The following is a 25,044-nucleotide window of genomic DNA, read 5'->3' on the forward strand; positions in this document are numbered from 1 at the left end:
CATGAAAAAAATACTATTACTGTTACTTACTGCTTTATCGATAGCGGGTTGTAAAGATGACGGCCGCACTTACGTGGGTGAACATAACTACTACACCATGGAGCAGAGCAAGGTCCGTAAATCTGGCTCTGCGACTTATCAACAACGTGACTTTCCTCGTTACTTTATCCATCGTGCCAAAGAATGGCCAAGGGAAGATTTAAACGACGCGAGTTCTTACGATTTGCCACGCGTTCAGTTTACTTGGGCAAACTTATCAGACGATCAAGGATATGGACCAGACCCAATGTACGATGAGTACGAAGGGCGTGTAAAAGTTTGGAGTATGAAGACCGATGGTACGGACCTGCGTTTGGTGACAGATTTACCCTATCTTGGAAAGGCATCCAGCACTCGATACAAAACCAGTCGCTCACCAAATAATCGTTACGTTGCACTGAACTCCGGACCTGACATACATCTTTTTGATTTAAAAGAGCAAAAATTAATTGACTTGCCGCATCGTTTAGCTGGTATTCCGGGTTTCCTGTGGGCGGAAGATAGCAGCTACGTTTATTACCGCACGGGTAAGGTGGGGCGTGTGGTGTATAAGTGGGATATTGCTAAAGGTGAGGCGGAAAAAACGGATTTACAAATATTCGGTACAGGATTTATAAAAGGCGGGTTGATTTATGAGGTGGGAGATGTTGGAGCTGGAATCATTGATGAAAAGACTCATGAGCTTGTAAAATTGGTTCAATGGGGGAAAAAGTTACCTGTTAATAAAGCAAAAGCGCATTATACGGCGATCAGTCCAGAAGGGGACATCGTTTGGGCGGCTAATCGCAACTATCACAATGTGTTTGTTGTTGATCTAGCAAATGGTCAACAGATTGAGCGTGATGGGGCAATGCAATATGCCATCGGTCTAAAAAATCGTTTTTCTTTGACGAATTATAACGCGATGCTGATGTCAGTACAGAACAACCAGACAAAACAAGCGTGGAGTTGGTCTCCGTTGGGTTACAGCCGCACGTTAGACCCCGCCATTGTGTATAACCTCTCTGCAAATCATGGCAACTGGTTTAAGGAGGCTAAATAATGGCCAGAACCTACGATGATGAAATCTACTTATTTGGCGCTTTATTCTACAGCTACAATACGGATGAAGGTCGAATATTTGATTGGCATACAAAAGCTGGGTTTGGCGTAAATTTTTGATTTAAAGGCGAAAACTTCAGTTTCGCTAGCTCTGGTAAGGTTGGGTACTTTAGTGTCTGAAACGAATTGATGGCAATATAGATAGCTGAGCCGTTACGTTAGATTACAATAGCTCTAAAGGATTTACCCTGCAAACCGTTTTACGTTACCGAAGCTTTATGAAAGTCAAAAATAAAAGTGATCGATTCAGTGTATATCACCGTTTGCCCCCGTATAACAGTCGTCGAGCGTGAAAGACGGATAGGGTGGCAATGGTATATTCTACTTACTGGCGAAATAGGCATTGACTTCAATATAAGTTTGTATGTTGGGCTATCGAATGATGGCTTATGATTTAGTGGAGCAACATAGCTTGTCACCAAAGGACCTGTATCTCAAGTTACTATTGTGCTTCCGTAGTTAGCTGTAGAGTGTTGCAAGCACCTACTGAAGGCAGTCTTTTCTGGCTCCAGTGAGGCTTTATTACCTAGGCTCAGACGCAGACGTTTGTCTTCCATATAGAATATTCGAGCAAGATCACGGAAGTCCGGAAAGCGACTTATTCGCTAATATTTTAGTAAAACTGAAAGCTGAATCGTCAACTGATATAACGTAAAGTGTCTCATTTTTATGGGAGTACTAATGAATAGTTACGTTATTTTACATCGGGATAAGATTGCGGTGGCGATTGACCTAATGAGTGCAACATCGTCATCTGATATCAATAGGCTAAAAACGGAAGGCTTTTTCGTTGAAGAAGAAATGATTGATGCAAAGACAGATAGTGAGGCTATCAGAGTGTTTCAGTCTAGTGAAAGATGTCCGTGGAAGACTCTCCCTAGAAATAAAGTTCAATTGTGGTTGTTATACCTCTTTATTGCCCTTGGCGTGGTTATTAACGCCGCTGTTGGTGATTATTCTGAATTAAGAGAGGCTTGGGGCAGTACTGAGGTGTTACTTTACACCCAATTAAGTCTATTGGCTGCTATAGCGATGTGTCTAATTTATATGATTTCTAGATGTCTGAGAATACTGAAGGGACAAAATGATAAGGTCCTTTTAACTGATTAACCTCAAATTTTTGTCAACCATTCTTTGTCTGCGTCCCACAAGTCAGAGCTGGGAAATATACTCATATTTTTTAATCTGTTGGGGGCGTATTTGCCATGGCAACCCAATTAAAGAATGGATTAAGAATGAAAAAGAAAATATTACTCAGCTTGGGTTTGACGATTATAGTTGTCTCCGCTGTCGGCTACACCGCAACAAAATCCAACTTTGATGGAGCAATTTGTCGGACTAACTGGAGAAGCAATAATAGCTAGTTGTAACAAACGAATCGATAGCATTCCTTAAAAGTTACTTCCAGTAAATAAGATTTTAAAACAGAGTTCAAATGAATAATACATCAATCAAGCTTGCATGCCTTGCTTTTGCAGCAAGTTCATATGTCTATGCTCAAAATGAGCCGTTTGTTTATACCGATATTAAAGAGAAACGTGTATCCAGTGACACTGAAGGCATTGTCACCCATGGTTATACACCTGATGCGAGCATTTATTACGCATCTACGGTTGAAGAAGATGATAATGGTAACGTGCAAGTTCAAGGCGCGAGCTATATCGGAGACCCGGAATTCGACTGGGAAGTTGCAGACGGTTTCTATGCTTTTTGTGATGGCCATAAAGTGCAATTTGGTATCAACAAGTCATACATGGATTTCTACCTTAAAAATAGTGATTATTTGTTCACCTTTGGAGATGGAACTCGTCATTACTACCGTGTTGAGCATGGCGAAAATGCAGACCAGTACGCACCAACTATTGCTGCTAACAGACAATTTTTTCAACCTAAAGCGGCGTTCATTGATGCACTCAAAAGCAACAGTGCTGTGCATGTTGAGATCAATACTAAAGGTCAACTCAGCCAGATGACTAACGACTTTGACGATGATTTCCCTGTTAGTGGTCTCGCTGAAATGCTAACCCGCGTAATGAATCATTGCTCTGAAACTGCGCCTGAACTAGATATCACTTCATTGAGTAAGTCAAAGCAGTTGGTTGCCAAAGCTAAAGCGTTGACCAACACACGCTATTACGATGAGGCGAAAGCGTTACTAATTAAGGCATCTGAGATGGGGGACGGTGAAGCAAGTGCACTATTAGGCGATCACTATCAACTTTATGAAGAGGGCGATGCGCGCTGGAAATTGGCGCGTGAAGCAAGACGGTTGGGCGCAAAACAAGGTGACCCAGGCGCAATGTGCGCAGCGGGCGTTGACTATGTTCGCCTTGAACACAAGGACAGTGCCAATGGTGAGAAAGGCTTAGCTTTGTTACGACAAGCCGAGGCTAAGGGGGAAAGCTGTGCGTATTACAACTTAGGTTACATGTATTTAGAAGGCATGGTAGTTGAGAAAGATCGGGAGCGAGGGATTGAGTATCTTAAACTTGTTGCGAAAGAATCCGCATCAGCGCTGAACATGTTAGTTCAAGTGTACCAATACATGCCAAAAGAGCGTGATGCGGAAGTGTATCCTTGGGTCAAACTCATGATCGAAAAATATGATTTTGATATGAATATGAAGCCCATCATCTGTAACCGTAGCCCTGAAGTTTGTAACGAAGAGGATAAACGATAATGCTGTTATTAGGCTCGCCTTATAAAAAAGCCTTGTCATTAAGCATGACAATAGCACTAATGAGTCAGTGCTTACTGTTTTCATTGTCGGTATCGGCGACTCCATTCAATGACCTTGAGTTTGAACGTAATATACGTAATCGAAACGATGTGACGGCGCTACTAAAGGTAGATAAGAGCCCTTATACCGGGGTTGCAGAGTCTTTTTATGATAATGGGACTAAGCGTGCTGAGGCTTATTACTTAAATGGAAAGCAGCATGGACCAAGCTTTAGTTGGTTTGAAGATGGTCGCTTAGAATCAAAAAGCCATTGGCTTAATGGTAAGAAACACGGTACTGAACAAGAGTGGAAAATAGATCGTTCTGTTAAGAATGACCAAGGCCAGCCAAGCTATTACCTCGAAGAGCTCAATACCTATCAGTATGGTATTTATAACGGCAAACAGAAGTTTTGGCGTGAAGGTCGTCTTTATCGCGAGGTGCAGTATGTAAATAACAAATACCAAGGTGATAAAAAGCAATGGGATATTGATAAACAAGGCAATCGATATCTTTCTAGCGACGAACAATACGTTGACGGTACCAGAGCGGGGTTAAGTCGCAGCTACTTTGCTGATCATCGCCTCAAAGGAGAAGAGTATTTCAATCGCGGAAGGGAAGACGGCATGGTGCTCGATTATGATATCGACATGATTGATGGTGTTGCGCGATACAATGAGAGGTCTTTTTATTTTAGAGAAGACGGCAAATACGAAGGGATTAAGTGGGAACATTACAAAGGTAAGATTCGTTCGATATACAGTACCCGTGATGGGCAGAACTATGGTTTTATCCAAAGTTATAATCCTCAGGGTATATTACTGAGTATGAGACCGACGCTGACTGGCAAGTGGCTTCGATATCATCGAAACACGAACTTACTTTCTAGTGAGAAGTATACCTTTGGTGGTCACTTTGATGATTTGCAATATACCTGGTATGACTCAGGCAGTATTGAAACGATAGACCGCCTTGATATAAATAAAAAGGGACCTTATAAATCAGCTTATATTGGTATGGCTGAATGGTATAAAAATGGTAATCAAAAACATGAGATAAAAGCGACTAAGAATCCGGAGAGGTATTCAAAAACATCTTGGTACGGTAACGGGCAGATTAAAACACAAGGTATTATCGTTCGTGATGGCGAAATTGGTACACATAAGGCGTGGTACAAGGATGGCCAACTAAAGAGTGAACTAAGTTACGTTATTGAAAAGAATAGGTGGGGTAATCGGAGTGTATTGAATGGTGAAGCAAAGCAATGGTACAGCAATGGTCAACTGAAAGAGCAAGCTCACTATGTTAAAGGTCAGCTCGTTGGCAAGCAGACAAAATGGTTGGATGACGGAACGTTGCATTCAGAAAAATCATGGAGTCTGTAATCATAATGGATCTAATACAGAGTATTAAAAGCGTTTATATGTTGGAAGAGACAAGTATGTACGATGAAGCACGCCATTTTATTAAACATGGATTGCTGGCCTTGTGTTTAATTCCGCTGGTTGCTAATGCAGCTATTCTTGAATTTAAAGGTGAAAAAGAAATGCTTGCTTATGAGCGAGGTCATACAACACCTTTCACGGGCACTGACTTACAGTACTTTATGGATAAAGATGAGCCTGAGCAATCTTTGAATAAGCTTAGTGAAATCACCTATGTTGACGGTAAAAAGCACGGTGAAGAGAAGTTTTGGACTTATTCTGGTCGCCCTAAAATGTTGAATACTTATGAGCATGGTGTGTTGAATGGGCGCGCTGCTATCTGGTACACACACCTGATTAATCAGATGGCATGGGAAGGTCAGTATCTCAATGGTAAAAAACACGGATTAACCAAATACTGGGACACATATGGCCGTAAGCAATGGTTCATCAATATGAATCAAGGTGAGCGTCATGGGTTAACACAGGGTTGGGACGGTAATGGTACGCTGATATTCAGCGGTGAGTTCGTAAATAACCGACAGCAAGGTACGCAAACTTGGTATTACAGCAATGGCAAGCTGAAACAGCGAACTACGTTTACTGTCGGTGAATATAACGGTAAACATGAACACTGGTTTGAAAATGGCAACATTGCTGTCCAAGCCAAATATGTTAGTGGGAAGCTTGAAGGTCGGGAACGTTATTGGTATCCGAATGGTCAACTGAAAAGTGACGTGACATACAAAGACGGTCTTAAGCAGGGCAAAGAGTCAATTTGGTATAAAAATGGGCAATTAATGCGCACTGCTGAGTATCAAGCTGGTTTGAAACAAGGCAAGCAACAAACTTGGTACAAGAATGGTAAACCGCAGTCAACCAGCCACTTTACCCAAGGTGAGCTTAATGGTGAAGAACTACTTTGGACTGAAAACGGTGTAAAAACTCAGTTCATCTACAAAGATGGAGAAGTCACTGAGTTTACAATGCTATAAACGATTTGAGTTTGTAAGTTTGAATGGGAAGGCTCCTCAGTTTTTACGCTTTTTAGTAGTAGGGACGGGTAAATAAACATCCTGTTTTTACTTCGATTGGATGTGTGATTTATAAACACCCTTTCAACTATACTGGTTGCTTATTGGAGTTTTGTTGCTTAAATCGATGGAATTAAATCAATAAGCTGCGATCTGAACGAATTCCAAGGGTCGTCGTAGATTAATGCTTAAACCTCGAAACAAAACAGTTATATGGGACCAGTGTAATACAGCCCTAATCAACCTTTGCTCTCTGATCTTTTGGATTGATGAGAGCCATAGTCGAATGGAAGAAAAACAAAGAAGGAAAGTACTCTAGGCCCAATTGATTCAATGATTTAGCTATTGTTACGGTATTAATGTTCAATTACATCAAAAACTCAATTTACGACTAGCCTGAGCCGATCAAGGTCATCCTCTCACCAAAGCAAAAGCGCTTTGCTCAAATTGAAGCATTAGAATCGGATGCTGCTTTGCTAGATAAATCCAGCACGCCATTAGATGAATTAAGCAGTTACAGTGACGCACAGTCATTCAGTGCAAAAGAATATACTTCCGATATAGACAGCGCAACCATCCACAAAGTTACCGAAGACGACATGCCATGGCTGAGTGACCAACAAGCCATAGTACGCAGTTACGACCAGAGTAATACGGTCATTGCTTATGTGGATGGAAAAAACAGTGGTTTTCAATTGTCAGTTGAAACTGGGCTGATCGATTTTAATACCCCTGTCGTTCATTATGCGGTGATATCTGGTAGTGAAAGTGATTGGGTACTGAGTGAATCGCTTCAATATGACCAAGAAAACCCACATTTTGCGTCGGCGCAGCTCGGTGGTTTTCCCCAAAAAGGAAAATTCACTTTACAGATAACCTCTCCAGGTTATACCCATCACTCGGAACTGGTTTTTCAAGACTTAACTCTTGAGCAAATACAGAATTGGTCGACTCCGACTCAAATGGCGGAAAGGGTAGAGCCCGAGCCAGAACGTAGCGAACAAGAGCTGAATGCAGAAGAGAATCTCAGCCAATATATGTCGCTGTGGAAACAAGAATTAGGAATGTAAGTGATGAATAAAAAAGTCATATTTGGCTTGACCGCATTAGCCATAGCTGGCGTTGGGATAGGCAGTGCTTATAGCCCACAAGTTAGGCAATGGTTAGATGAAAGAGCGATTGCACAAGCGGAGCAAGAAAAATATAACAAAGCGCTAAATACAGTAGTTTCTTATATGGGGCTCTTCGATGGTTGGACATCAGAGAAAACAGATTGGATATTGGAAGTTGCAGATCCACGCACCGCGCCGTTGGCTCAGTGGGACAACCCCGGAGAAAAGCCGCAAATCATTACTCAGATTTATCGTGCAGAAAACCGCAAACAAGCTGGTTTATACACCATGAATTTAGACGGCAGCAACCTGCAAACCTTGTTGACCCCAGAAGAAGTTGGCAGCCTAGCTGGGTTTACCAAAAACTTGCGCCCGCAGCGCTCACCAAATGGCCGCTTCTTGTTTTTTAACATGGGGTTATTCGCATCGTTAAAAGGTTGTGCCGTTGCAGACCTTAAAACCCGCCAAATCGAACGCTTTGGCGGCGGTTGTAACTTTGGTGGCTGGCTGCCTGACAGCAGTAAAGCCTACATGTCGAAACTTGGCAAAGCGTATGAATTTGATACCAACAGCATGGTTATGAGTGAGCTGCCGTTGGCTTTACCCAACCCGGATTCTCCTGAACTGAGAAAGAAATGGCTGGATGGTAATGAGCATGCTTATGATGAGCCTATAAGAGTACAACTTCTGAATCAAGGAAAACAGCTACTAGTAACAGCAAGAACTTCTCATAACAAAATTGTATTAGGTCGGGTCGATGAGGAAACCAATCTCATCTATCAAGTTGGCGATTGGCAACATTACAAGGAGGAGCGTTATTACCCTAAGGAATGTTATCTAGCCGAAGAGCGGAGAAAGTACAATGCCTTTGCTGAGTATATCTACTGGTGGGAGGATGGTGGTGCGTTTACTTGCAACACCAAGGATGGTTATCGTTCATTTAATACTCGAGCAACCGACAAAGCTTTACCTTTGGCTAGTAAAGACAGCCGCTACACGTTGCAACTCGGCGTATTAAGTGGCAAGGATGCGCCTACCCCGAGACTGTATAGAGCGCGTCAGGCAGATGAGAGCTCGCCGATTGATGTACTCGCTTACCAGTATAAACCGCCTGTGGAAGGCGATAGTGTTAATGGCTTTTCCCTTTTTGTTCCAGCGAGTTTGCAGCCTGACTTTTCTGATTATGATTTACGTCAGGAATTCCCAGCCTTACCAGACCACGCTCAATACAAACAAGCTTTCGCCCGTTATCAGGAAGCACAGCAAGAAAAATGTAAAGAAATAGATTATGGAAAATGGACATCACTTGAAATCCGACGTTGTAAGCGCACATGCCAAATTGAAAAACAAGGCGATCATTTTGTGACGGCACACTGTCACTCAAATAAAGCTAAATAAGGAGGAAACTTCATGGCGAAATCAAACCTTAAAGTCAGTGGTGTTTACCTCCTGGGTCAACTTTTTGATGCCAAGGGACCAGTACCCAATAGTCGATATTTCTCCTGCGTAATAATGAAACTGTTAACTTCTGCCCAAAAATAAAAAAATTCCTTTTATTTTAATCCTTCTTTTTGATTTCAATGTCTAGTTGTTTTGTCTTTATCTGTAGTTAAAGTGACTTACTTGCTAGCTAATGTGTCTTTTGGTTGGCTTTCAGCTTATTTGTCGATTTTTCTATGTGATTGAATGTTATAAATTAAATTAGTAGCATTAGCGCACCAAATCGTACTTGTAAGCCTTATCAGCTTAATTGTCACCGCAGCCATATTTACGATGTTGGTTGTGGAGAATTCAAATGCATTTAGTTTGCAAATTTATACCTAGCTCGAAGCTATCCTCCAACGAGCTATCTTATGTTCTTACACCGGACGAGTGTATAGGGCAGCTTTCGCGTTTGCGAAATTCAGATGACATCCTTAGAAACCTCCCTAAAGAATTGGCGCAAAAGATTTCCATCTCTGCCAAAAAAACGACCAGCGCATTACTAGCTGCTATAAGAATCGAATTGGGAAAAGGCAATTGGGTGTCATTATCTACCGTTGCACGTCGGTCGCCATTGACGGACTCTCAGCTGCAAAGCTTCCCTAGACTTAAATCACTCGTTGACTCTGTACCTGCTTCGAATGAAAGCAAAGTTTTTAAAGCGGGTTACAAGCAGGTTACTGACGATGTTGCTCTAGTTCGCAGTTACACGCATGTCCCCTCTGAGCCAAGCCCAGATCAAAAAATCGTTGTCGAGTTTGCAGGGCAGTGGTCTAGCAACGCGGCATGTTTGATGTTGGGAAAAACGGACGCTCAAAAAGAAAAAGTTACTGTAGGCAAGGCTGATACCGAAAACAAACACCGCAGCCTCGCGACATTTAAAGATCTCGAAGCTGAGGGAAAAACGCTCTATATCAAAATCCCTTGCACTGACCAGCCTCAGCCAATTTTGCTTAAACTCGCCGAAGACCTGCAACCCGTTGATAAAGAAACTCAGATGGATGAGTGGGATAACGTGTTAGTGCCTGTGAGACCATTGGCTTACTTAGATGGTAGCAACGACAAAGCAAAAGCTTCTGATCTGCGTGGTGGTTTTCTTTATGTCTTTTGGAAAGGAAAGCTTTGGCGCGAGATGGCCATAAACGAGAAAGGTTACTACCAAGATGTTGACGTCGAGTATTACCGTACCCTAGATCAAGAAGAAAAGAAAAAAGACACACCACAGGTAATACAAAGAAGCGCAAGCGGTTTTGCTATGGCGCACTTCTGGGCACCTTACAAAATATCGGGTGAGATCCAACAGGGGGAAAATGGACTCAAGATCATTTTCTCACCAAAGCAAAAGCGCTTTGCTCAAATTGAAGCATTAGAATCGGATGCTGCTTTGCTAGAGAAATCCAGCACACCATTAGATGAATTAAGCAGTTACAGTGACGAGCAGTCATTCAGTGCACAAGAATTCACCTCCGATGTAGATAGCGCCGCCATCCACAAAGTTACCGAAGACGACATGCCATGGCTGAGCGACCAACAAGCCATAGTTCGCAGCTATGATCAGAGCAACACCGTGATTGCTTATGTAGATGGAAAAAACAGTGGTTTTCAATTGTCAGTTGAAACCGGGCTAATCGATTTTAATACCCCAGTTATTCATTATGCGGTGATATCTGATAGTGAAAGTGATTGGGTACTGAGTGAAGCGCTTCAATATGACCAAGAAAACCCACATTTTGCGACGGCGCAGCTAGGTGGTTTTCCCCCAAAAGGAAAATTCACTTTACAGATCACCTCTCCAGGTTATACCCATCACTCGGAACTGGTTTTTCAAGACTTAACTCTTGAGCAAATACAGAATTGGTCGACTCCGACTCAAATGGCGGAAAGGGTAGAGCCCGAGCCAGAACGCAGCGAACAAGAGCTGAATGCAGAAGATAATCTCAGCCAATATATGTCGCTGTGGAAACAAGAATTAGGAATGTAAGTGATGAATAAAAAAGTCTTATTTGGCTTGTCCGCATTTGCTATTGCGGGCGTCGGGGTAGGCAGCGCCTTTAGCCCACAAGTTCAGCAATGGTTAGATGAAAGAGCTGCTGCACAAGCGGAGCAAGAAAAATATAACAAGGCGTTAAACACGGTTGTTTCCTCGATGGGGCTCTTTGTTGATAGGACGTCAGAGCGAGCTGATTGGATATTGGAAGTCGCAGACCCACGCACCGCGCCGTTGGCTCAGTGGGACAATCCCGGAGACACGCCGCAAATCATCACGCAGATTTATCGTGCTGAAAACCGCAAACAAGCTGGTTTATACACCATGAATTTAGACGGCAGCAACCTGCAAACCTTGTTGACTCCAGAAGAAGTTGGCAGCCTAGTTGGGTTTACCAAAAACTTGCGCCCGCAGCGCTCACCAAATGGTCGCTTCTTATTTTTTAACATGGGGTTATTCGCATCGTTAAAAGGTTGTGCCGTTGCAGACCTTAAAACCCGCCAAATCGAACGCTTCGGGGGTGATTGTAACTTTGGTGGCTGGTTGCCTGACAGCAGTAAAGCTTACATGTCGAAACTCGGTAAGGCGTATGAATTTGATACCAACAGCATGGTTATGAGTGATCTGCCGTTGGCTTTACCTAATCCAGATTCTCCTGAACTGAGAAAGAAATGGCTGGATGGTAACGAGCATGCTTATGATGAACCTATAAGAGTGCAACTTTTGAATCAAGGAACACAGCTACTAGTAACAGCAAGAACTTCCCATAACAAAATTGTATTAGGTAGGGCCGATGAGGAAACCAATCTTGCCTATCAAGTTGGCGACTGGCAACATTACAAGGAGGAGCGTTATTACCCTAAGGAATGTTATTTAGCCGAAGAGCGGAGAAAGTACAATGCCGTTGCAGATTATATCTACTGGCGGGAGGATGGTGGTGCGTTTACTTGCAACACCAAGGATGGTTATCGTTCATTTAATACTCGAGCAACCGACAAAGCCATACCTTTAGCTAACAAAGACAGTCGCTACACGTTGCAACTCGGCGTATTAAGTGGCGATGATGCGCCTACCCCGAGATTGTATAGAGCGCGTCAGGCAGATGAGAGCTCACCGATTGATGAACTCGCTTACCAGTATAAACTGCCTGAAGACGGCGATAGTGTTAATGGCTTCTCCCTTTATGTTCCAGCGAGTTTGCAGCCTGACTTTTCTGATTATGATTTACGTCAGGAATTCCCTGCCTTACCAGACCACGCTCAATACAAACAAGCTTTCGCCCGTTATCAGGAAGCACAGCAAGAAAAATGTAAAGAAATAGATTATGGAAAATGGACATCACTTGAAATCCGACGTTGTGAGCGCACATGCCAAATTGAAAGACAAGGCGATCATTTTGTGACGGCACACTGTCACTCAAATAAAGCTAAATAAGGAGTAAACTTCATGGCGAAATTAAACCTTAAAGTCAGTGGTGTTTACCTCCTGGGTCAACTTTTTGATGACAAGGGACCAGTACCAAATAGTCGATATTTTCCATTACGTAATGTGTGTTTCGCGCATAAAGACGACCGTGAAACTAGGGCTGTCAGCTATGATGGTGAAGGGCACCAAACTCAAACACCACCGAAAGCGGCGTTACTGTACAGTGATGCACTCGGGAAAATTACCTATTTTAACGCACCTGGACCATTAGATTTGGGGCAAGATTTGCCACTGCAAGGCAATCCTGCATCCGCAACAACGTTTGCCTCTGGTCACTCTCGCTTACTATTTTTTCCGCCTTATTTAGCGCCAATTCATCTTATGAGTGAAGAGGGGAAAGACGGTAAATGGCTGGCGAATTTGTATAATTCACTTATCTCAGGAGCAGAAACTGAGCCTGACGAAAACTATTTCACAAAGGCTAATCAAAGAGATTTTCCCATTACAGCTCTATTACCAAGTAAGGAAGTCAGTGATAAACACTATGCTGCTGCTATCGGTAAGCTTGAGGATTCGATCGAGACAGAGCAACTGAATACGCTAAATGCCATTGTTTTACCGCAGACATTTACGATTGTGGTGCATTTTTCTGATGCCAACTTTGTTGGCGCGACGGTTACGCTGTCGAATTTTCCTTCACAGTTGCGAATTAAAGGGGATGCAGAAGGCAGTAATTTAACTGCGGTGAGCACTGTTAAAGAAGTGAAATTCAAAGATATTGACGGTCAAGAAAAGAACATTTATAGCGCTACGTTTTGGGTAATTTCCGATTCGGTGTTTAAGCTCGAGGAGGCGAACCAGCATTGCCGTTTTGATATTGATCTCTCCACCGTTAGAGAGAGTAGTGCGCGAGACTTTTGGCAAGATACTAAAATCCAGCAATACAGTTTTTGCGAACGGGTATTGCACTTACCGATCTCAACCCCGCTTGGGCGCAGTGCTTTGGTGAACGGTGATCCCATCTCGGTAGAGGAAGCACTGTTCAATCAAGCCCCTCACCTTTATCCCAATTTACTGGAAAAACTGAAACAAAGCCCAACTGATTTGCCTGAAAAACTCGCCAGTGAGTCAAAAAACGCAATTGCTCCCCAGATATGGCACAGTGTACAAAGCAATAAAGCGTACATTGAAAGTGCAGCCCAAACGATGCAACACAAGTTAAGTTGGCAAACCGTAGCCAAGGTTGCTGCGGCTTCTGTTGGTGGCAGTGCTGATAGCGAAATGAGAAATATTGCGGGTGCGACAGAGGCTTGTTTGTCCGTTATAAGTAAAGCTAATGACCTTTCAGCGAACACGGCCGCATTTGGCCAGAGTCAAATCGATATGATTAAGTTGTTCGGTGACAAAGGCAATATCTTATTTGATAAGTTGAAAGATAAGATCAATTTGATTGAAGTGCCTTCGCAGTGGCGTCAGTTATTACAAAATACTCAAATAGCGGAAAAGATCGGTAAAGGTTACACTTTGGCTGATGTCATCATTAAAGGTGGGAACTTAGTAGAGGCTTACAACAAAGACGATAAGGCAAGCAAAAGGCTTGATTCTGTTGTGCTTGAGTACCTTGCGACTGTACAGCAGCCTGGAATGAAATCTTTGGCCAGTATTGGTGATAAGGCACTTTTGGACGCAGAGACTAAGGCACTTGAACAACTCAAAAATCTACTGCCCAAGCTTGGAGACAACGATGAGCTTTCATTAAATACCGAGGTTAAAAAAGGGCGACACATATTCGAATTAAGAAGCACAACGTTTGCTTTTGACCGTAGCGACTCGAATAACCCTAAAGCTAGAGCCAACTTAATTGAATTGGGGGGGATACTATCGCAAATACACCGCCCGATTCCAATTACGATAAAAGGTCACACTTGTTCACGCGGGTCGATCGAATACAACCAGACTTTGTCAGAAAAGCGAGCGAGTTACATACGAGAATGTATATTAGAAGGGATCACGTCTAACCAGGCCGTTTGGAAAACGTGCATACGTGCCATTGGTCTAGGTGAGCGAGATCCGCTTGTCCCCAATGATTCTGAAGATCAACGCCGGCGCAATCGTCGCGTCGACTTACTGCTTCATTTTGAAGCAATCTTAGATTACCCAGTTTCTCGCGGTGGACTAACCGTGGTCGAAAAGTCCCGTCAAATGATGATTGCTAATGAGATGCAGCTTGACGCGGCCACTTTAGATGCAATAGAACTTGCCCTTGATACTGCCCTTGATGTGGCTTCAGTAACGCCTTTGGGAGCTACTGCTAACTTTATTTATACGGTAGGCAAGGCAGGTTCTTCGCTGTTCTCAAATCTTTATGATTTGATTACTGAAGAAGCAGATACTTTAAAGTTACGAAATAATCTTGAAAAAATACAATACCAAAATATTGTCTCTCAAGAACAAATACTGTCATTTGGTTCAGAAAGTCTCTCTGACGAGATGAAGTCAAGTTATTACAAACGTGCGCATGCATTGAATGGCTTGAGTCGATTATTGCTTGAACGAAACTATCAAGAGATGTCAGGCGAGTATGTCAACGTCTCGGATGAACATATTGCTGGCTACATTGAACAGTTTTTGCTCAACGATCAGTGGCAACTAAATGAGAATGGGTTTGGTATGGTTCACTTAGACGAGTTCTATATGGATTCGGACTATGCACAAGCTGAGTTATCACTCCTAAAAGCCAGCACTTATTCTGCTTACGCACAACTAGGGGCAAGTATTGCGGGCAGACAGTTGAGCGATTGGTACTCTGACGCTGAGGATAGTGAAAGCCCAAGACCATTTATGGAATACAGCCCAATTCACTACATGGCATCCGCTAATACTCAAGCGCTTGTCAAAATGTTTGAAGTTCCGTTTGAAACTGACGATCTGGAAGCGCTGTACAAAGGAGCTAAACAGTCAATATCCGTTAAAACGGCTCGTGACGGAGCACCAAAAGAATGGGTAGCAATGGATGAGTTCCTAGAAGAACATGGATCTTTGTCACCATTTGATGAGGTTAGGATTATCGTTGTCTTAGCTAAAGAAGCGGTCGAGTCATTAAAGCCAGAAAAGCGCCGCTTTTTACATCGAGTGGGAATTGAGGTTCAAGCTCGCTGGAATTGGTCGAATTACTCAACTATGACAGATGCGGTGAAGAAAGGGGCCAAAATTGTCAATAAAAGCTCAGAGTACCTGCGAGATATTAAGCCGATAGTCGATAATTTAAATTTGACTTCTAAAGAACAAGCGCTGTTTAACCAGCAATCTGATGATGAAACTTGGGGCGTGATTATCGAACCGTCTTTTGTTTTTGGAGTCAACAAAATTAAAGGAACAAGGCCGTGGATTCCGTCCGATTCGCTGAAAAACATATATTTGAAAAGCTTGTTTGAAGAGGAAAATAGAGAATTACGCACCGGTGAGTTACCTCTAGAGTATGAGTACCTGGCGGGCATCAAAGGGGTTAATGATTCATTTGAACCTATTAATTATGACTTTTGGGGGACATGGGGGATTTCTACATTCGATCTTTCATTAAGCCCCTCTCGGCTTTATCAATTTGGTAAAAATAAAGACATTAAACATGCTGATCATTTGTTAGTTTCAGGAAGTTTCCTGTCAGCGCCTAAACCAGATGCAGATCAAGGTAGTTTCCCGAAAGTGTTTGATGATCCGACCGTTGAACTCCATATAATGCAGCAAGGTCTTGAAGGTAAATACTCTGATTTCGCGCGGTACTACAAGGAGGAGGTTGAGGATTTTGATTGGAGTAAGTGGGTCAATTGCCTAGCGGTTGTTAAGACTAAACACTGTCCTGATACACATTTCAGTAACCTAGGATTCGCGCCTGGTAAAGTGATAGGTGTTGAGGCCAAATTGCGAGCGGTTGAGCTTACAAACAATATTGATTTTCTACCTGGTGTGTCAGGTGGAACTCACTTCACTTTGGGTAAAGAGGAGTTATATCGAATAGGCACCATTGTTGAAAAAGATAATGAATGGCAGTTTGACGTAATGACCTCACAAAAGCATGGAGCACCATTAAAAACTGAGCTCTCCACTCAGCTAGAGAGCTTACGTCAATCTTATTCAAGAATGAGTTCGAATGAACTTAAAAGTCACGCTATCACCAACTTAGTTGGATTGCACCAGAAGACGGATATCTATGCACAGATTTTCAAGCCCGAATATGTCAATGTATTAGGTTCAAAAGTAGCTGGGCTTAAACCATTTAAGAGAGTTGAGAAGCTAGTTGATAATTTTCACGAATATATTGACCTTCAACTTGAACTTATTGGGCCTATTGGATCAGGTTTACATGCGCAATCAGAAAAATTAAAGCTTAATATACATGCCGTTGACCGTGAGGACATTCCAGTAACTTGGTATAAATGTAAGGATGAGCTAATCAAAGGGGCCGAAGAAATTCTGAAAATAGAGGATAAAACAGACTTATTTTCGAGACAAGAAATAGTAAGCCGTCTAGGAAAAACGCACAATGAGTTTCGACCTATTTTAGAATGGCTGGACAAGGGTGAAGCTAGGCCGAATAGGTTAAGTGATGACCAAATTGAATTGATAAATGATTGGATTTTAAATAAATAAAAAACCGCCTTCGGGCGGTTTTTCTTTTCTTATGACTTCATACTGAATTTAGAATTTTCTTTTTAAGCCCCATCAACCCGCTGCAGAAATGTCGTATTTCTTCATCTTGTGGTTGAGTGTGCTCATTGGCAGCGCCAATTGCTCAGCGGCCTTCTTGGTGTGCCAATTGCAGGCATTTAAGCAATCGATGATTACTGTACGCTCGTATTGGCTGACAACGTCCTTAAGGCTCTTTGAAACGTCTTCTAAATCCACTTGTGCTTGCTGCTCGTAAGCAGGTTGCTCTGGGGTAGGTGAAGCTGCTTTCATGTCGATGCTTGGTACATCTTCTGGGATTTGTTCGCCAAACTCAATGTGAGTAATGGTTTCAAAATCGGACAGTAGCACCGAGCGCTCAATGATGTTCTTAAGCTCACGCACGTTCCCTGGGTATTGGTAGGCAAGGAGCTGTTTACGTACGTTGGCACTTAACCCTGGCGCTTGCGGCAAACCTAGCGTGTTGGTTGTGTGTTGCACGAAATGTTCAGCAAGGGGAATAATGTCCGACTTACGGGCTCTCAGGGGCGGCAATGTAATAGGGAAGACATTTAAGCGATAGAACAAGTCGGCACGGAATCCGCCATCTTTGATTTGCTGCATAAGATTACAGTGGGTTGCGGCGATAACGCGAACGTCCACTTCAATCTCTTTGCTAGTGCCGATTGGGCGAACTTTACGTTCCTGTAGCACACGCAGCAATTTTGCTTGCAGTAGCATTGGCATATCGCCAATCTCATCCAGGAATAGCGTGCCGCCGTTGGCTGCTTCAAACAAACCGACTTTGTCTTTGTCCGCGCCAGTGAATGAGCCTTTCTTATGGCCAAAGAGTTCTGACTCTAATAACTGCTCTGGGATTGCGGCACAGTTCTGTACGATCAAAGGTTGTTCTGAACGATTAGAGTTTTCGTGAATGTATTTCGCGATCACTTCTTTACCAGCGCCCGTTTCACCACGCAACAGAACGTCGACAGGAAGAGATAGCACCTTATCAAGACGATTCAAGACATTGAGCATTTCTTCGCTCTCTGCAATAGGACCTTGATAGGCTTTCTGGGTACGTTTTTTGAGCTGAGTGTTCTCGCGCACTAGGGCTTGATTGTCGGCATTGAGATTTTTTATTACTTGCCCGTATTGCTCTAACCAAACGGCTTGGCGAATATTACTCGCGGCCATACGACAAAACTCAGTCAATGCAGCTTCATTGTCGATAACACTTAAATCGAGCAAGACCAAGAGTCCAATGGTCTTACTTTCGCTATCAATCAAAGGCCAAGCCAGTAAGTTCTCGCTTTTTAGCCCTAGCGTCTGTTCTGTTTGATAGATGCTTTCGCAGTCATAGCCGTTGTACTTATACAACTCGTTAATCAACACCACTTCACCATTACGAATGGCAAAGTTAAATGGATCGTTCTCACTAGCGGAATCAATCTGCAATGCCTCCCAAGGGTGGGAAACAATCGTTTTATCGTTATGGTGAGCGGTACTTGGAATCAACGCCTGGCCAGTCTGGTCCAAAACATAAATGATGCCGTGCTTTGCGAGGGTCATTTGTCTCGCAGCGGTCAACACAGCATCCAAGGTTTGGGTAAGCTGGCTGCGATCAGCCAAAGACTGACTGATCGCAAGTAGGGCGTTACTAAGTTCGCTATGGTTAGCTGAACGCATAGGTTAGTGTTCCTTGCTCATCGACAGACACTTCGATTTGCGTATGTGAATCATCCTTGTCATGCACTAATAGCTGAGTCGATAGTTGCGGCAGCAACTGACGGTTGATGACCGCGTCGATGTTACGCGCGCCCGTTTCAGCAAGGCGACAGTTACCTAGTACGAACTCAACCAAGCTGTCTTCGTAGCTTAGCGACAACTTGTGATGGCTCTGTAGACGCTGAGAAACTTTGTTCAGCTTGTGGTGAATAATTTCTGTCATTGCTTCATCAGACAGCGGAACAAATGGTAGTACTGACATACGTGCCAACAGCGCTGGTTTGAAATGTTGGTTCAATGTAGGGCGAATAGCTTCTGCGATGATGTTTGCATCGATGTCTTTTGATTGATGAACCAAAGATTCAATCTCGTGTGTTGCAAGGTTACTGGTCATGATGATCAGCGTGTTCTTGAAGTCGATGGTTCGGCCTTCGCCGTCGTTCAGCGTGCCTTTGTCGAACACTTGGTAGAACAGGTTCAACACTTCAGGGTCGGCTTTTTCCACTTCATCAAGAAGAACAACAGAATATGGACGTTGACGAACCGCTTCTGTCAGCATGCCGCCTTCGCCGTAACCTACGTAACCCGGAGGTGAACCAATTAGGCGAGATACCGTGTGCTTCTCTTGGAACTCAGACATGTTAATGGTCGTCATAAAGCGCTCACCACCAAACATTTGATCAGCAATTGCACGAGCAGTTTCGGTTTTACCCACGCCACTTGGGCCAACCAGCAGGAATACGCCTGTTGGTGCGTCTGGGTTGCCTAAGCCTGCTTTTGCGGTTTGAATGCCTTCAGACAGTGCATCGATAGCGTATTCTTGGCCTTTGATGCTTTGTGTTAGGCTTTCTTTCAGTTTTAGCGTGGTTTCTGCTTCGTCTTGAAGCATCTTACCCATTGGAATACCAGTCCAGTCCGAGATCACATGGCTGACTTCATCTGGGCCCACTTCAAAGTGAACCAGTGGGTTGCCATTGCGGATTACATCTAGCTGTTCTTGGCAGCCCGAAATTGCAATGCGAACGGCTTCTTCATCCATTTCTGCATATGGAGAAACGTCTTGCTCTTGTTCTGAATCTTCGTCTGCAACAAGCTCTTCTTCGTTTGTTTCGCCAAAGACCAGTTCATGTAAGCGAGAGCGTAGAGCAATCATCTCTTGGATCTGCTCTTTTTCTTTGTGCCATTGCGCTTCTTGTTCTGCTAGCTCTTCTTTCGTTGTTTCCATTGCCAGTTTTAGGTCTGGAATGTTAGCAAGGCTGTGCTTGTCGCCAGTTTGCTGCAGAGCATCACGCTCAAGTGCTTCAAGCTCGCGCTGTTGAGCTGCAAGTTCTTGCTGCAGAGTCTCAACAGAAGCAGGAATGGCATTAAGGCTGATGTTCACTCGTGCACACGCCGTATCTAGTACATCGATCGCTTTGTCTGGCAGTTGACGGCCAGAGATGTAACGAGCAGAAAGTGCTGCCGCAGCAGTGATAGCATCGTCACGCACGTAAACGTTATGTGACTTCTCGTATGCTGGGCGCAGACCACGAATGATCAATGCTGCTTGCTCAGGAGACGGTTCGTCGAGTTTCACCAATTGGAAACGACGCGCAAGAGCAGGATCTTTCTCGAAGTACTTCTTGTATTCCGACCATGTTGTCGCAGCGATGGTTTTCACTTCACCACGCGCTAGGGCTGGTTTTAGCAAGTTTGCCGCGTCGCTGCCGCCCGCTTGGTTACCACCGCCAACAAGGGTGTGTGCTTCATCGATGAAAAGAATGATAGGGGTTGGCGAGTTTTTCACTTCATCCAATACTGCGTTTAGGCGTTTTTCGAATTCGCCTTTTACGCTTGCACCAGCTTGCAGAAGACCCATGTCCAGGCCGTAAAGCTCAACACCTTTGAGGTTGTCTGGTACGTCACCTTGTACAATCTTAAGTGCCAAGCCTTCTACTACTGCGGTTTTACCAACGCCCGGTTCACCAACAGCAATAGGGTTGTTTTTACGGCGACGAGCAAGGATGTCCACGATTTGGCGGATTTCTTGGTCGCGGCAGAAAACAGGGTCGATTTCGCCTTTGCGTGCTTTACCAGTGAAGTCGGTTGTGAACTTGCTCAGTGCTGAACCATCTTCACGAGCTTGTGTTTTTTCTGAAGTAGCAACTTGCGCCTCAATAGAGTGGCTTGTTAGCTCTGCAAAGTTACGCTTAAGGCTGTCAGGGTTTACCGCTTCAAGGATAGAGGCGTAACCATGTTGGCCGTAACGGAGAGGGTTGCTAACAAGAGTAAGGAGCAGGGCACCAGAGCGGATTTGTGTTTCGGATAGATCTAAAGAAGAAACCAGCCAACTTTCTTGCAACCATTCGATTAATAAAGCAGAAAAAACAGGTTTGCTGCCATTTCCTTTGGCGTTGGTGTCGAGTGTGGATCGAACCGATTGTCTTAATAAGTTCTCAGAACAATCAAAATGACTTAATAAGACGTCAAAATCACTATTTGGCCTTTCTAATAGACTCAGTAAATAATGCTCAATTTGAACTTCGTTTACTTTTTCAGAGACTGCAAGTGCAGCGGCGTCTTCTAATGCTACTTTTGCAATCGGGTGTAGACGCTGAATTAATGAAGAAAGGTTTATATTTATCATAACCATTTTATTCTTTAGAGGAAAAGAGGTAGCGGCTATTATACTAAAAGTGATTGCGTTCTTTTTTTATCAAGATATTTTGACTATCGTTTGTTGGTTATTTTTAATGATTATTGTGACATTAATGTTTGTGGTTATTTTAATGGCGTTGTTATTCTAAATTAATTGATAGTAAAAGTGTCGGATTTGTTAGTTTTAATGACTTTATTTACACGGTTTTATATGGTTATTTTCACTTTTTAAAGTTAGAACAATTTATTATTATCTTAATCCAACTTTTTGGTTTTTTATCCAATAAATTGTACTCAAGATATTAGTGAATAATGTCTTAATTTGTTTAAGTTGTTGTTTTTATTGTATTTTTAAAGTTGGCACGGACTTTGATTATACCAAGTAGTCGCGGTGATAAGCGATTTGGTGATTTAAACAAAACAGATTTTAGAAAAGGAAATAGCGATGCCAACTCCAGCATATATGTCTATCCAAGGTGAGACTCAAGGCCATATTACTAAAGATACTTACTCTGCAGATTCAGTAGGTAACACATGGCAAGAAGCTCACGTTGATGAGTTCCTAGTACAAGAACTTGATCACGTGCTAACTGTTCCACGTGATCCACAAAGTGGTCAGCCAACTGGTCAACGTGTACACCGTCCACTTGTTGTAACTAAAGTTCAAGATCGCTCATCTCCACTACTATTCAACGCACTAGTATCTGGCGAAAAACTTCCTGAGTGTGTGATCCGCTTCTACCGTACTTCAGTTCAAGGTAAACAAGAGCACTACTACTCAATCAAATTGATTGATGCGCTACTTGTCGATATCCAAACTCGTATGAACCACTGTCAAGACGCAGCAACAGCTGACCGCGTGACAGAAGAAGTGCTTAAGTTCACTTACCGTGCGATCGAAGTAACTCACGAAAACTGTGGTACTGCGGGTAACGACGACTGGCGTGCTCCACGCGAAGCTTAATTGCTCGTCGCGTAAAGATTCAGGGCCAACGATTGTTGGCCCTAATTCGATTATTTGTATCAGGTAAAAGATATGGTGAATGACGTAGAATTTAAATTTGAAGTGCCTGGATGTGGGCATGAATTTCGGGTTGAGAGCTTTCATGTTCATGAAGAGTTATCTAAGCCTTTCCACATCAATCTCTCATTACTTTCACTTGATCCAGATATCTCGTTCGATGAGTTAATACGTAAAGCAGGAACATTGACACTTTACGGACAAGGTGTTGGGGCTGCGCGTGTGTTCAACGGCGTGGTGAATGAAGTTCGTTACTTAGGGACTGGACGTCGTTTTTCTCGTTATCAATTAGTCTTGGTTCCTCAAGCTTGGTTCTTATCTCAGCGCCAAGATTGTCGTATTTTCCAGCAAAAGTCAGCGCAAGACATCATCACAGAAGTACTCGATGATGGGGCAGTCACCGATTACCGATTTGAAGTGTCGGGTACTTATCCTCCAAAAGAATACGTTCTGCAATACCGTGAGTCTGATTTGCACTTCGTGCAGCGTATGATGGCTGAACACGGTATGTGGTATTACTTTGACCATAGCGATTCAAATCATACGATGGTCATTGTCGACAGTAATGACGCGATTGCACCTTTGATAAGCTCGCCACTAAATGCTTCATACATTGGGCCGATTGTTTATCATGCCGATGGTGGTGGTGTTGCCGATCGCGAACATATCTCTGATCTCGAGTTAGTTAACCGCGTTAGAACGGGACAGGTTACGTACACAGATTACAACTACGAACACCCTAAAATTCCACAAGAGATGACACAGGCTGGCGAGCTAGACCAAGATCTCAAGCAGTTTGATTATCCTGGACGATACGTCGACCCGCTGATGGGTCAGGTGAGAACCACGGAGTGGATGTCGGAACACATAGTCGATAATCAACAAGTGGAAGCAACGAGTGACGTAATGCGCTTAGCATCTGGTTACAGCTTTAACGTCAGTGACCACCCGCGTTCTGAGATTAACCGCGATTACCTCATGTTGTCTGTAATGCACACAGGTCAAGATCCGCAAGTGCATGAAGATGAAGCGAGTGGTATGCCAACCACTTACTACAACCAGTTCTCGTGTATTCCACGCGATGTGGTGTTTAAAGCGCCTAAACTAGCGGCACCAGTAGTGGATGGCCCTCAAACGGCGGTCGTTGTAGGACCAGAAGGTGAAGAGATTTACACCGACAAGCTTGGTCGAGTGAAAGTACAGTTCCATTGGGATCGCTACGGTGATAACAACGAGCATTCAAGCTGTTGGATTCGTGTAAGCCAATCCATGGCGGCGCCAACATGGGGCGCAGTTTATTTGCCGCGTATTGGCCACGAAGTCGTAGTAACTTTCCTTGAGGGGGACCCAGATCGTCCGTTAGTTACGGGCGCAGTTTACAACGGTTTGCATTTCCCACCGTACTCTTTGCCAGAAAACAAAACTCGTACCACGTTCCGCACGCAAACGCACAAAGGAACAGGTTACAACGAGTTGAGTTTTGAAGACGAAGCGAACCAAGAAGAAGTCTATATTCACGCTCAAAAAGACATGTCGACCAAGGTGCTCAACAACCGTTACCGTGATATCGGTCAAGATGAATTCTTGAAGGTTGCACGTCACCAAACGAATGAAGTTCATGGTGACCATAAAGAAACCATTCATGGGCATAAAACGACACAGGTAAACAGTACGTTTACGGAGACAGTCGAGCAAGACGTTACCGTTACATACAACGCGAACGAAGCCCAGTATGTGAAAAACAATTCTGACTTAGAAATTGGTGATAACCGTACGACTAAGATCGGTAAAAATGATGACTTAGATATTGGCGAAAACAGTAACCTTACTATCGGTGCGTCTAAGAGTTCAGATATTGGTGCGGATGATAACCAGACGGTTGGTGGCAACTTAACGGTATCAGTGAAAGGGAACACCGCTTATAAAGCTGATGGTGCAACGCAAATTATCAGTGGCGACAAGATTGTATTGAAAACGGGTGGTTCCTCTTTAGTGATGAACAGTGATGGTTCAATAAAGTTATCAGGCTCGGCTATTACGATCGAAGGCAGTGACAAAGTCGTCGTGAAAGGTGGCAACGTAGTGGTTAACTAACAATGGAAAAACAACCTCTTACAACAGAAGTAATATCAGAGCAGCAAGCCGAATCAACGGCTTGCTTTTCGCGTTTTGGAAGAATAGTGGCTATCAATGAGTCTACGGGCAGTGTGCGAGTTGATTTTGATGGTAACCCATTTAAGCAGCCACTCACTGCGAGACTAGGACGTGGCTTTCGTCGTTCTGAGCTGCAAATGGCTATCGATAATCGATTAAGTTGTCGAGTTGAATTTTTGAACGACGACTTAAGCTTGCCTCTTGTGACGGACATTTTCTTCTCCATTCTGGATGACTCTGACGAGTTTGTATTGCGAGCGAAGAAGATGGTTATCGAGACAGAACAAGAGTTGGTAGTCAAAAGTGGTGAGACAGAAACTCGCTATAGCGGGCGCGATGGACGAATTACCACTAAAGCGAAGTACGTCACCTCTCAAGCAGAAAAAGCACAAAAAATTCAAGGCGGAACGATCGCAATTAACTAATTACCTAGCATTAGCTAATGGTTTTGTGTTAACAAGTCACGCCGAGTGAGCTAATTACTTCGAGTTAACTAATTGCAATCGCGTTATGGCACGC

The 25,044-nt window shown here is 43.5% G+C and carries 14 protein-coding genes and 1 pseudogene; 13 read left to right on the forward strand and 2 right to left on the reverse strand.

Annotated elements, in window-relative coordinates:
• Nucleotide 1: 1 nt before the first annotated feature.
• The 10 genes and pseudogenes from R7R78_RS02490 to R7R78_RS02540 all read left to right on the forward strand — a co-directional run bounded on the left by R7R78_RS02490 (nucleotide 2) and on the right by R7R78_RS02540 (nucleotide 16,970).
• On the forward strand, nucleotides 2-1,081 hold the full coding sequence (locus R7R78_RS02490) for a hypothetical protein (RefSeq protein WP_225472972.1): 1,080 nt from the start codon (nucleotides 2-4) through the stop codon (nucleotides 1,079-1,081).
• 740 nt (nucleotides 1,082-1,821) lie between these two features.
• Complete coding sequence (locus tag R7R78_RS02495; RefSeq protein WP_017635776.1) at nucleotides 1,822-2,250, forward strand: hypothetical protein; 429 nt, start codon at nucleotides 1,822-1,824, stop codon at nucleotides 2,248-2,250.
• A 325-nt stretch (nucleotides 2,251-2,575) separates the two neighbouring features.
• Nucleotides 2,576-3,820 carry a tetratricopeptide repeat protein gene (locus R7R78_RS02500; RefSeq protein WP_017635775.1) on the forward strand — a complete coding sequence of 415 codons (1,245 nt, stop codon included), beginning with the start codon at nucleotides 2,576-2,578 and terminating at the stop codon, nucleotides 3,818-3,820.
• Nucleotides 3,820-5,244: a toxin-antitoxin system YwqK family antitoxin gene (locus tag R7R78_RS02505; RefSeq protein ID WP_053304432.1), complete on the forward strand. Its 1,425-nt coding sequence runs from the start codon at nucleotides 3,820-3,822 to the stop codon at nucleotides 5,242-5,244. The genes R7R78_RS02500 and R7R78_RS02505 overlap by 1 nt, the downstream gene beginning before the upstream one ends.
• 56 nt (nucleotides 5,245-5,300) lie before the next feature.
• Nucleotides 5,301-6,278, forward strand: coding sequence for a toxin-antitoxin system YwqK family antitoxin (locus R7R78_RS02510; RefSeq protein ID WP_225472974.1), 978 nt, complete (start codon nucleotides 5,301-5,303; stop codon nucleotides 6,276-6,278).
• A 443-nt stretch (nucleotides 6,279-6,721) separates the two neighbouring features.
• Nucleotides 6,722-7,387, forward strand: a pseudogene (locus R7R78_RS02520) (hypothetical protein); the annotation flags it as partial.
• A 3-nt stretch (nucleotides 7,388-7,390) separates the two neighbouring features.
• Nucleotides 7,391-8,827 (forward strand): hypothetical protein, encoded by a 1,437-nt coding sequence (locus tag R7R78_RS02525; RefSeq protein WP_225472975.1) that lies wholly within the window; start codon nucleotides 7,391-7,393, stop codon nucleotides 8,825-8,827.
• Nucleotides 8,828-9,224: 397 nt separating this feature from the next.
• Entirely contained in the window at nucleotides 9,225-10,892 is a 1,668-nt protein-coding gene (locus R7R78_RS02530; RefSeq protein ID WP_225472976.1) for a hypothetical protein, read from the forward strand.
• A 3-nt stretch (nucleotides 10,893-10,895) separates the two neighbouring features.
• Nucleotides 10,896-12,332 (forward strand): hypothetical protein, encoded by a 1,437-nt coding sequence (locus R7R78_RS02535; RefSeq protein ID WP_225472977.1) that lies wholly within the window; start codon nucleotides 10,896-10,898, stop codon nucleotides 12,330-12,332.
• A gap of 12 nt (nucleotides 12,333-12,344) precedes the next feature.
• The gene (locus R7R78_RS02540) at nucleotides 12,345-16,970 is read left to right on the forward strand and encodes an OmpA family protein (RefSeq protein ID WP_225472978.1); all 4,626 of its coding nucleotides are present in this window, start codon (nucleotides 12,345-12,347) and stop codon (nucleotides 16,968-16,970) included.
• A 72-nt stretch (nucleotides 16,971-17,042) separates the two neighbouring features.
• Here the strand turns inward: R7R78_RS02540 and R7R78_RS02545 are convergent, their stop codons facing one another.
• The gene (locus tag R7R78_RS02545; protein ID WP_054576094.1) at nucleotides 17,043-18,674 is read right to left on the reverse strand and encodes a sigma-54-dependent Fis family transcriptional regulator; all 1,632 of its coding nucleotides are present in this window, start codon (nucleotides 18,672-18,674) and stop codon (nucleotides 17,043-17,045) included.
• Nucleotides 18,661-21,339, reverse strand: a complete 2,679-nt coding sequence (tssH, locus tag R7R78_RS02550) for a type VI secretion system ATPase TssH (RefSeq protein ID WP_225472979.1) — start codon at nucleotides 21,337-21,339, stop codon at nucleotides 18,661-18,663. The genes R7R78_RS02545 and tssH overlap by 14 nt, the downstream gene beginning before the upstream one ends.
• 456 nt (nucleotides 21,340-21,795) lie before the next feature.
• Between tssH and R7R78_RS02555 the strand changes: the two genes are divergently transcribed.
• The 3 genes from R7R78_RS02555 (at nucleotide 21,796) to R7R78_RS02565 (ending at nucleotide 24,950) form a co-directional block, all read left to right on the forward strand.
• On the forward strand, nucleotides 21,796-22,314 hold the full coding sequence (locus R7R78_RS02555) for an Hcp family type VI secretion system effector (protein WP_005373415.1): 519 nt from the start codon (nucleotides 21,796-21,798) through the stop codon (nucleotides 22,312-22,314).
• Nucleotides 22,315-22,386: 72 nt separating this feature from the next.
• Nucleotides 22,387-24,465 carry a type VI secretion system tip protein VgrG gene (gene tssI / locus R7R78_RS02560; protein WP_005373412.1) on the forward strand — a complete coding sequence of 693 codons (2,079 nt, stop codon included), beginning with the start codon at nucleotides 22,387-22,389 and terminating at the stop codon, nucleotides 24,463-24,465.
• 2 nt (nucleotides 24,466-24,467) lie between these two features.
• Complete coding sequence (locus tag R7R78_RS02565) at nucleotides 24,468-24,950, forward strand: hypothetical protein (RefSeq protein WP_025767908.1); 483 nt, start codon at nucleotides 24,468-24,470, stop codon at nucleotides 24,948-24,950.
• Nucleotides 24,951-25,044 lie beyond the last annotated feature (94 nt).

The organism is Vibrio sp. 2134-1 (genome assembly GCF_033339495.1).

Excerpts from the sequence above, each read along its gene's own strand:
- R7R78_RS02490 (WP_225472972.1), top strand. The coding sequence starts at position 2 with ATGAAAAAAATACTATTACTGTTACTTACTGCTTTATCGATAGCGGGT.
- R7R78_RS02495 (WP_017635776.1), top strand. The coding sequence starts at position 1,822 with ATGAATAGTTACGTTATTTTACATCGGGATAAGATTGCGGTGGCGATT.
- R7R78_RS02500 (WP_017635775.1), top strand. The coding sequence starts at position 2,576 with ATGAATAATACATCAATCAAGCTTGCATGCCTTGCTTTTGCAGCAAGT.
- R7R78_RS02505 (WP_053304432.1), top strand. The coding sequence starts at position 3,820 with ATGCTGTTATTAGGCTCGCCTTATAAAAAAGCCTTGTCATTAAGCATG.
- R7R78_RS02510 (WP_225472974.1), top strand. The coding sequence starts at position 5,301 with ATGTACGATGAAGCACGCCATTTTATTAAACATGGATTGCTGGCCTTG.
- R7R78_RS02525 (WP_225472975.1), top strand. The coding sequence starts at position 7,391 with ATGAATAAAAAAGTCATATTTGGCTTGACCGCATTAGCCATAGCTGGC.
- R7R78_RS02530 (WP_225472976.1), top strand. The coding sequence starts at position 9,225 with ATGCATTTAGTTTGCAAATTTATACCTAGCTCGAAGCTATCCTCCAAC.
- R7R78_RS02535 (WP_225472977.1), top strand. The coding sequence starts at position 10,896 with ATGAATAAAAAAGTCTTATTTGGCTTGTCCGCATTTGCTATTGCGGGC.
- R7R78_RS02540 (WP_225472978.1), top strand. The coding sequence starts at position 12,345 with ATGGCGAAATTAAACCTTAAAGTCAGTGGTGTTTACCTCCTGGGTCAA.
- R7R78_RS02545 (WP_054576094.1), bottom strand. The coding sequence starts at position 18,674 with ATGCGTTCAGCTAACCATAGCGAACTTAGTAACGCCCTACTTGCGATC.
- tssH (WP_225472979.1), bottom strand. The coding sequence starts at position 21,339 with ATGATAAATATAAACCTTTCTTCATTAATTCAGCGTCTACACCCGATT.
- R7R78_RS02555 (WP_005373415.1), top strand. The coding sequence starts at position 21,796 with ATGCCAACTCCAGCATATATGTCTATCCAAGGTGAGACTCAAGGCCAT.
- tssI (WP_005373412.1), top strand. The coding sequence starts at position 22,387 with ATGGTGAATGACGTAGAATTTAAATTTGAAGTGCCTGGATGTGGGCAT.
- R7R78_RS02565 (WP_025767908.1), top strand. The coding sequence starts at position 24,468 with ATGGAAAAACAACCTCTTACAACAGAAGTAATATCAGAGCAGCAAGCC.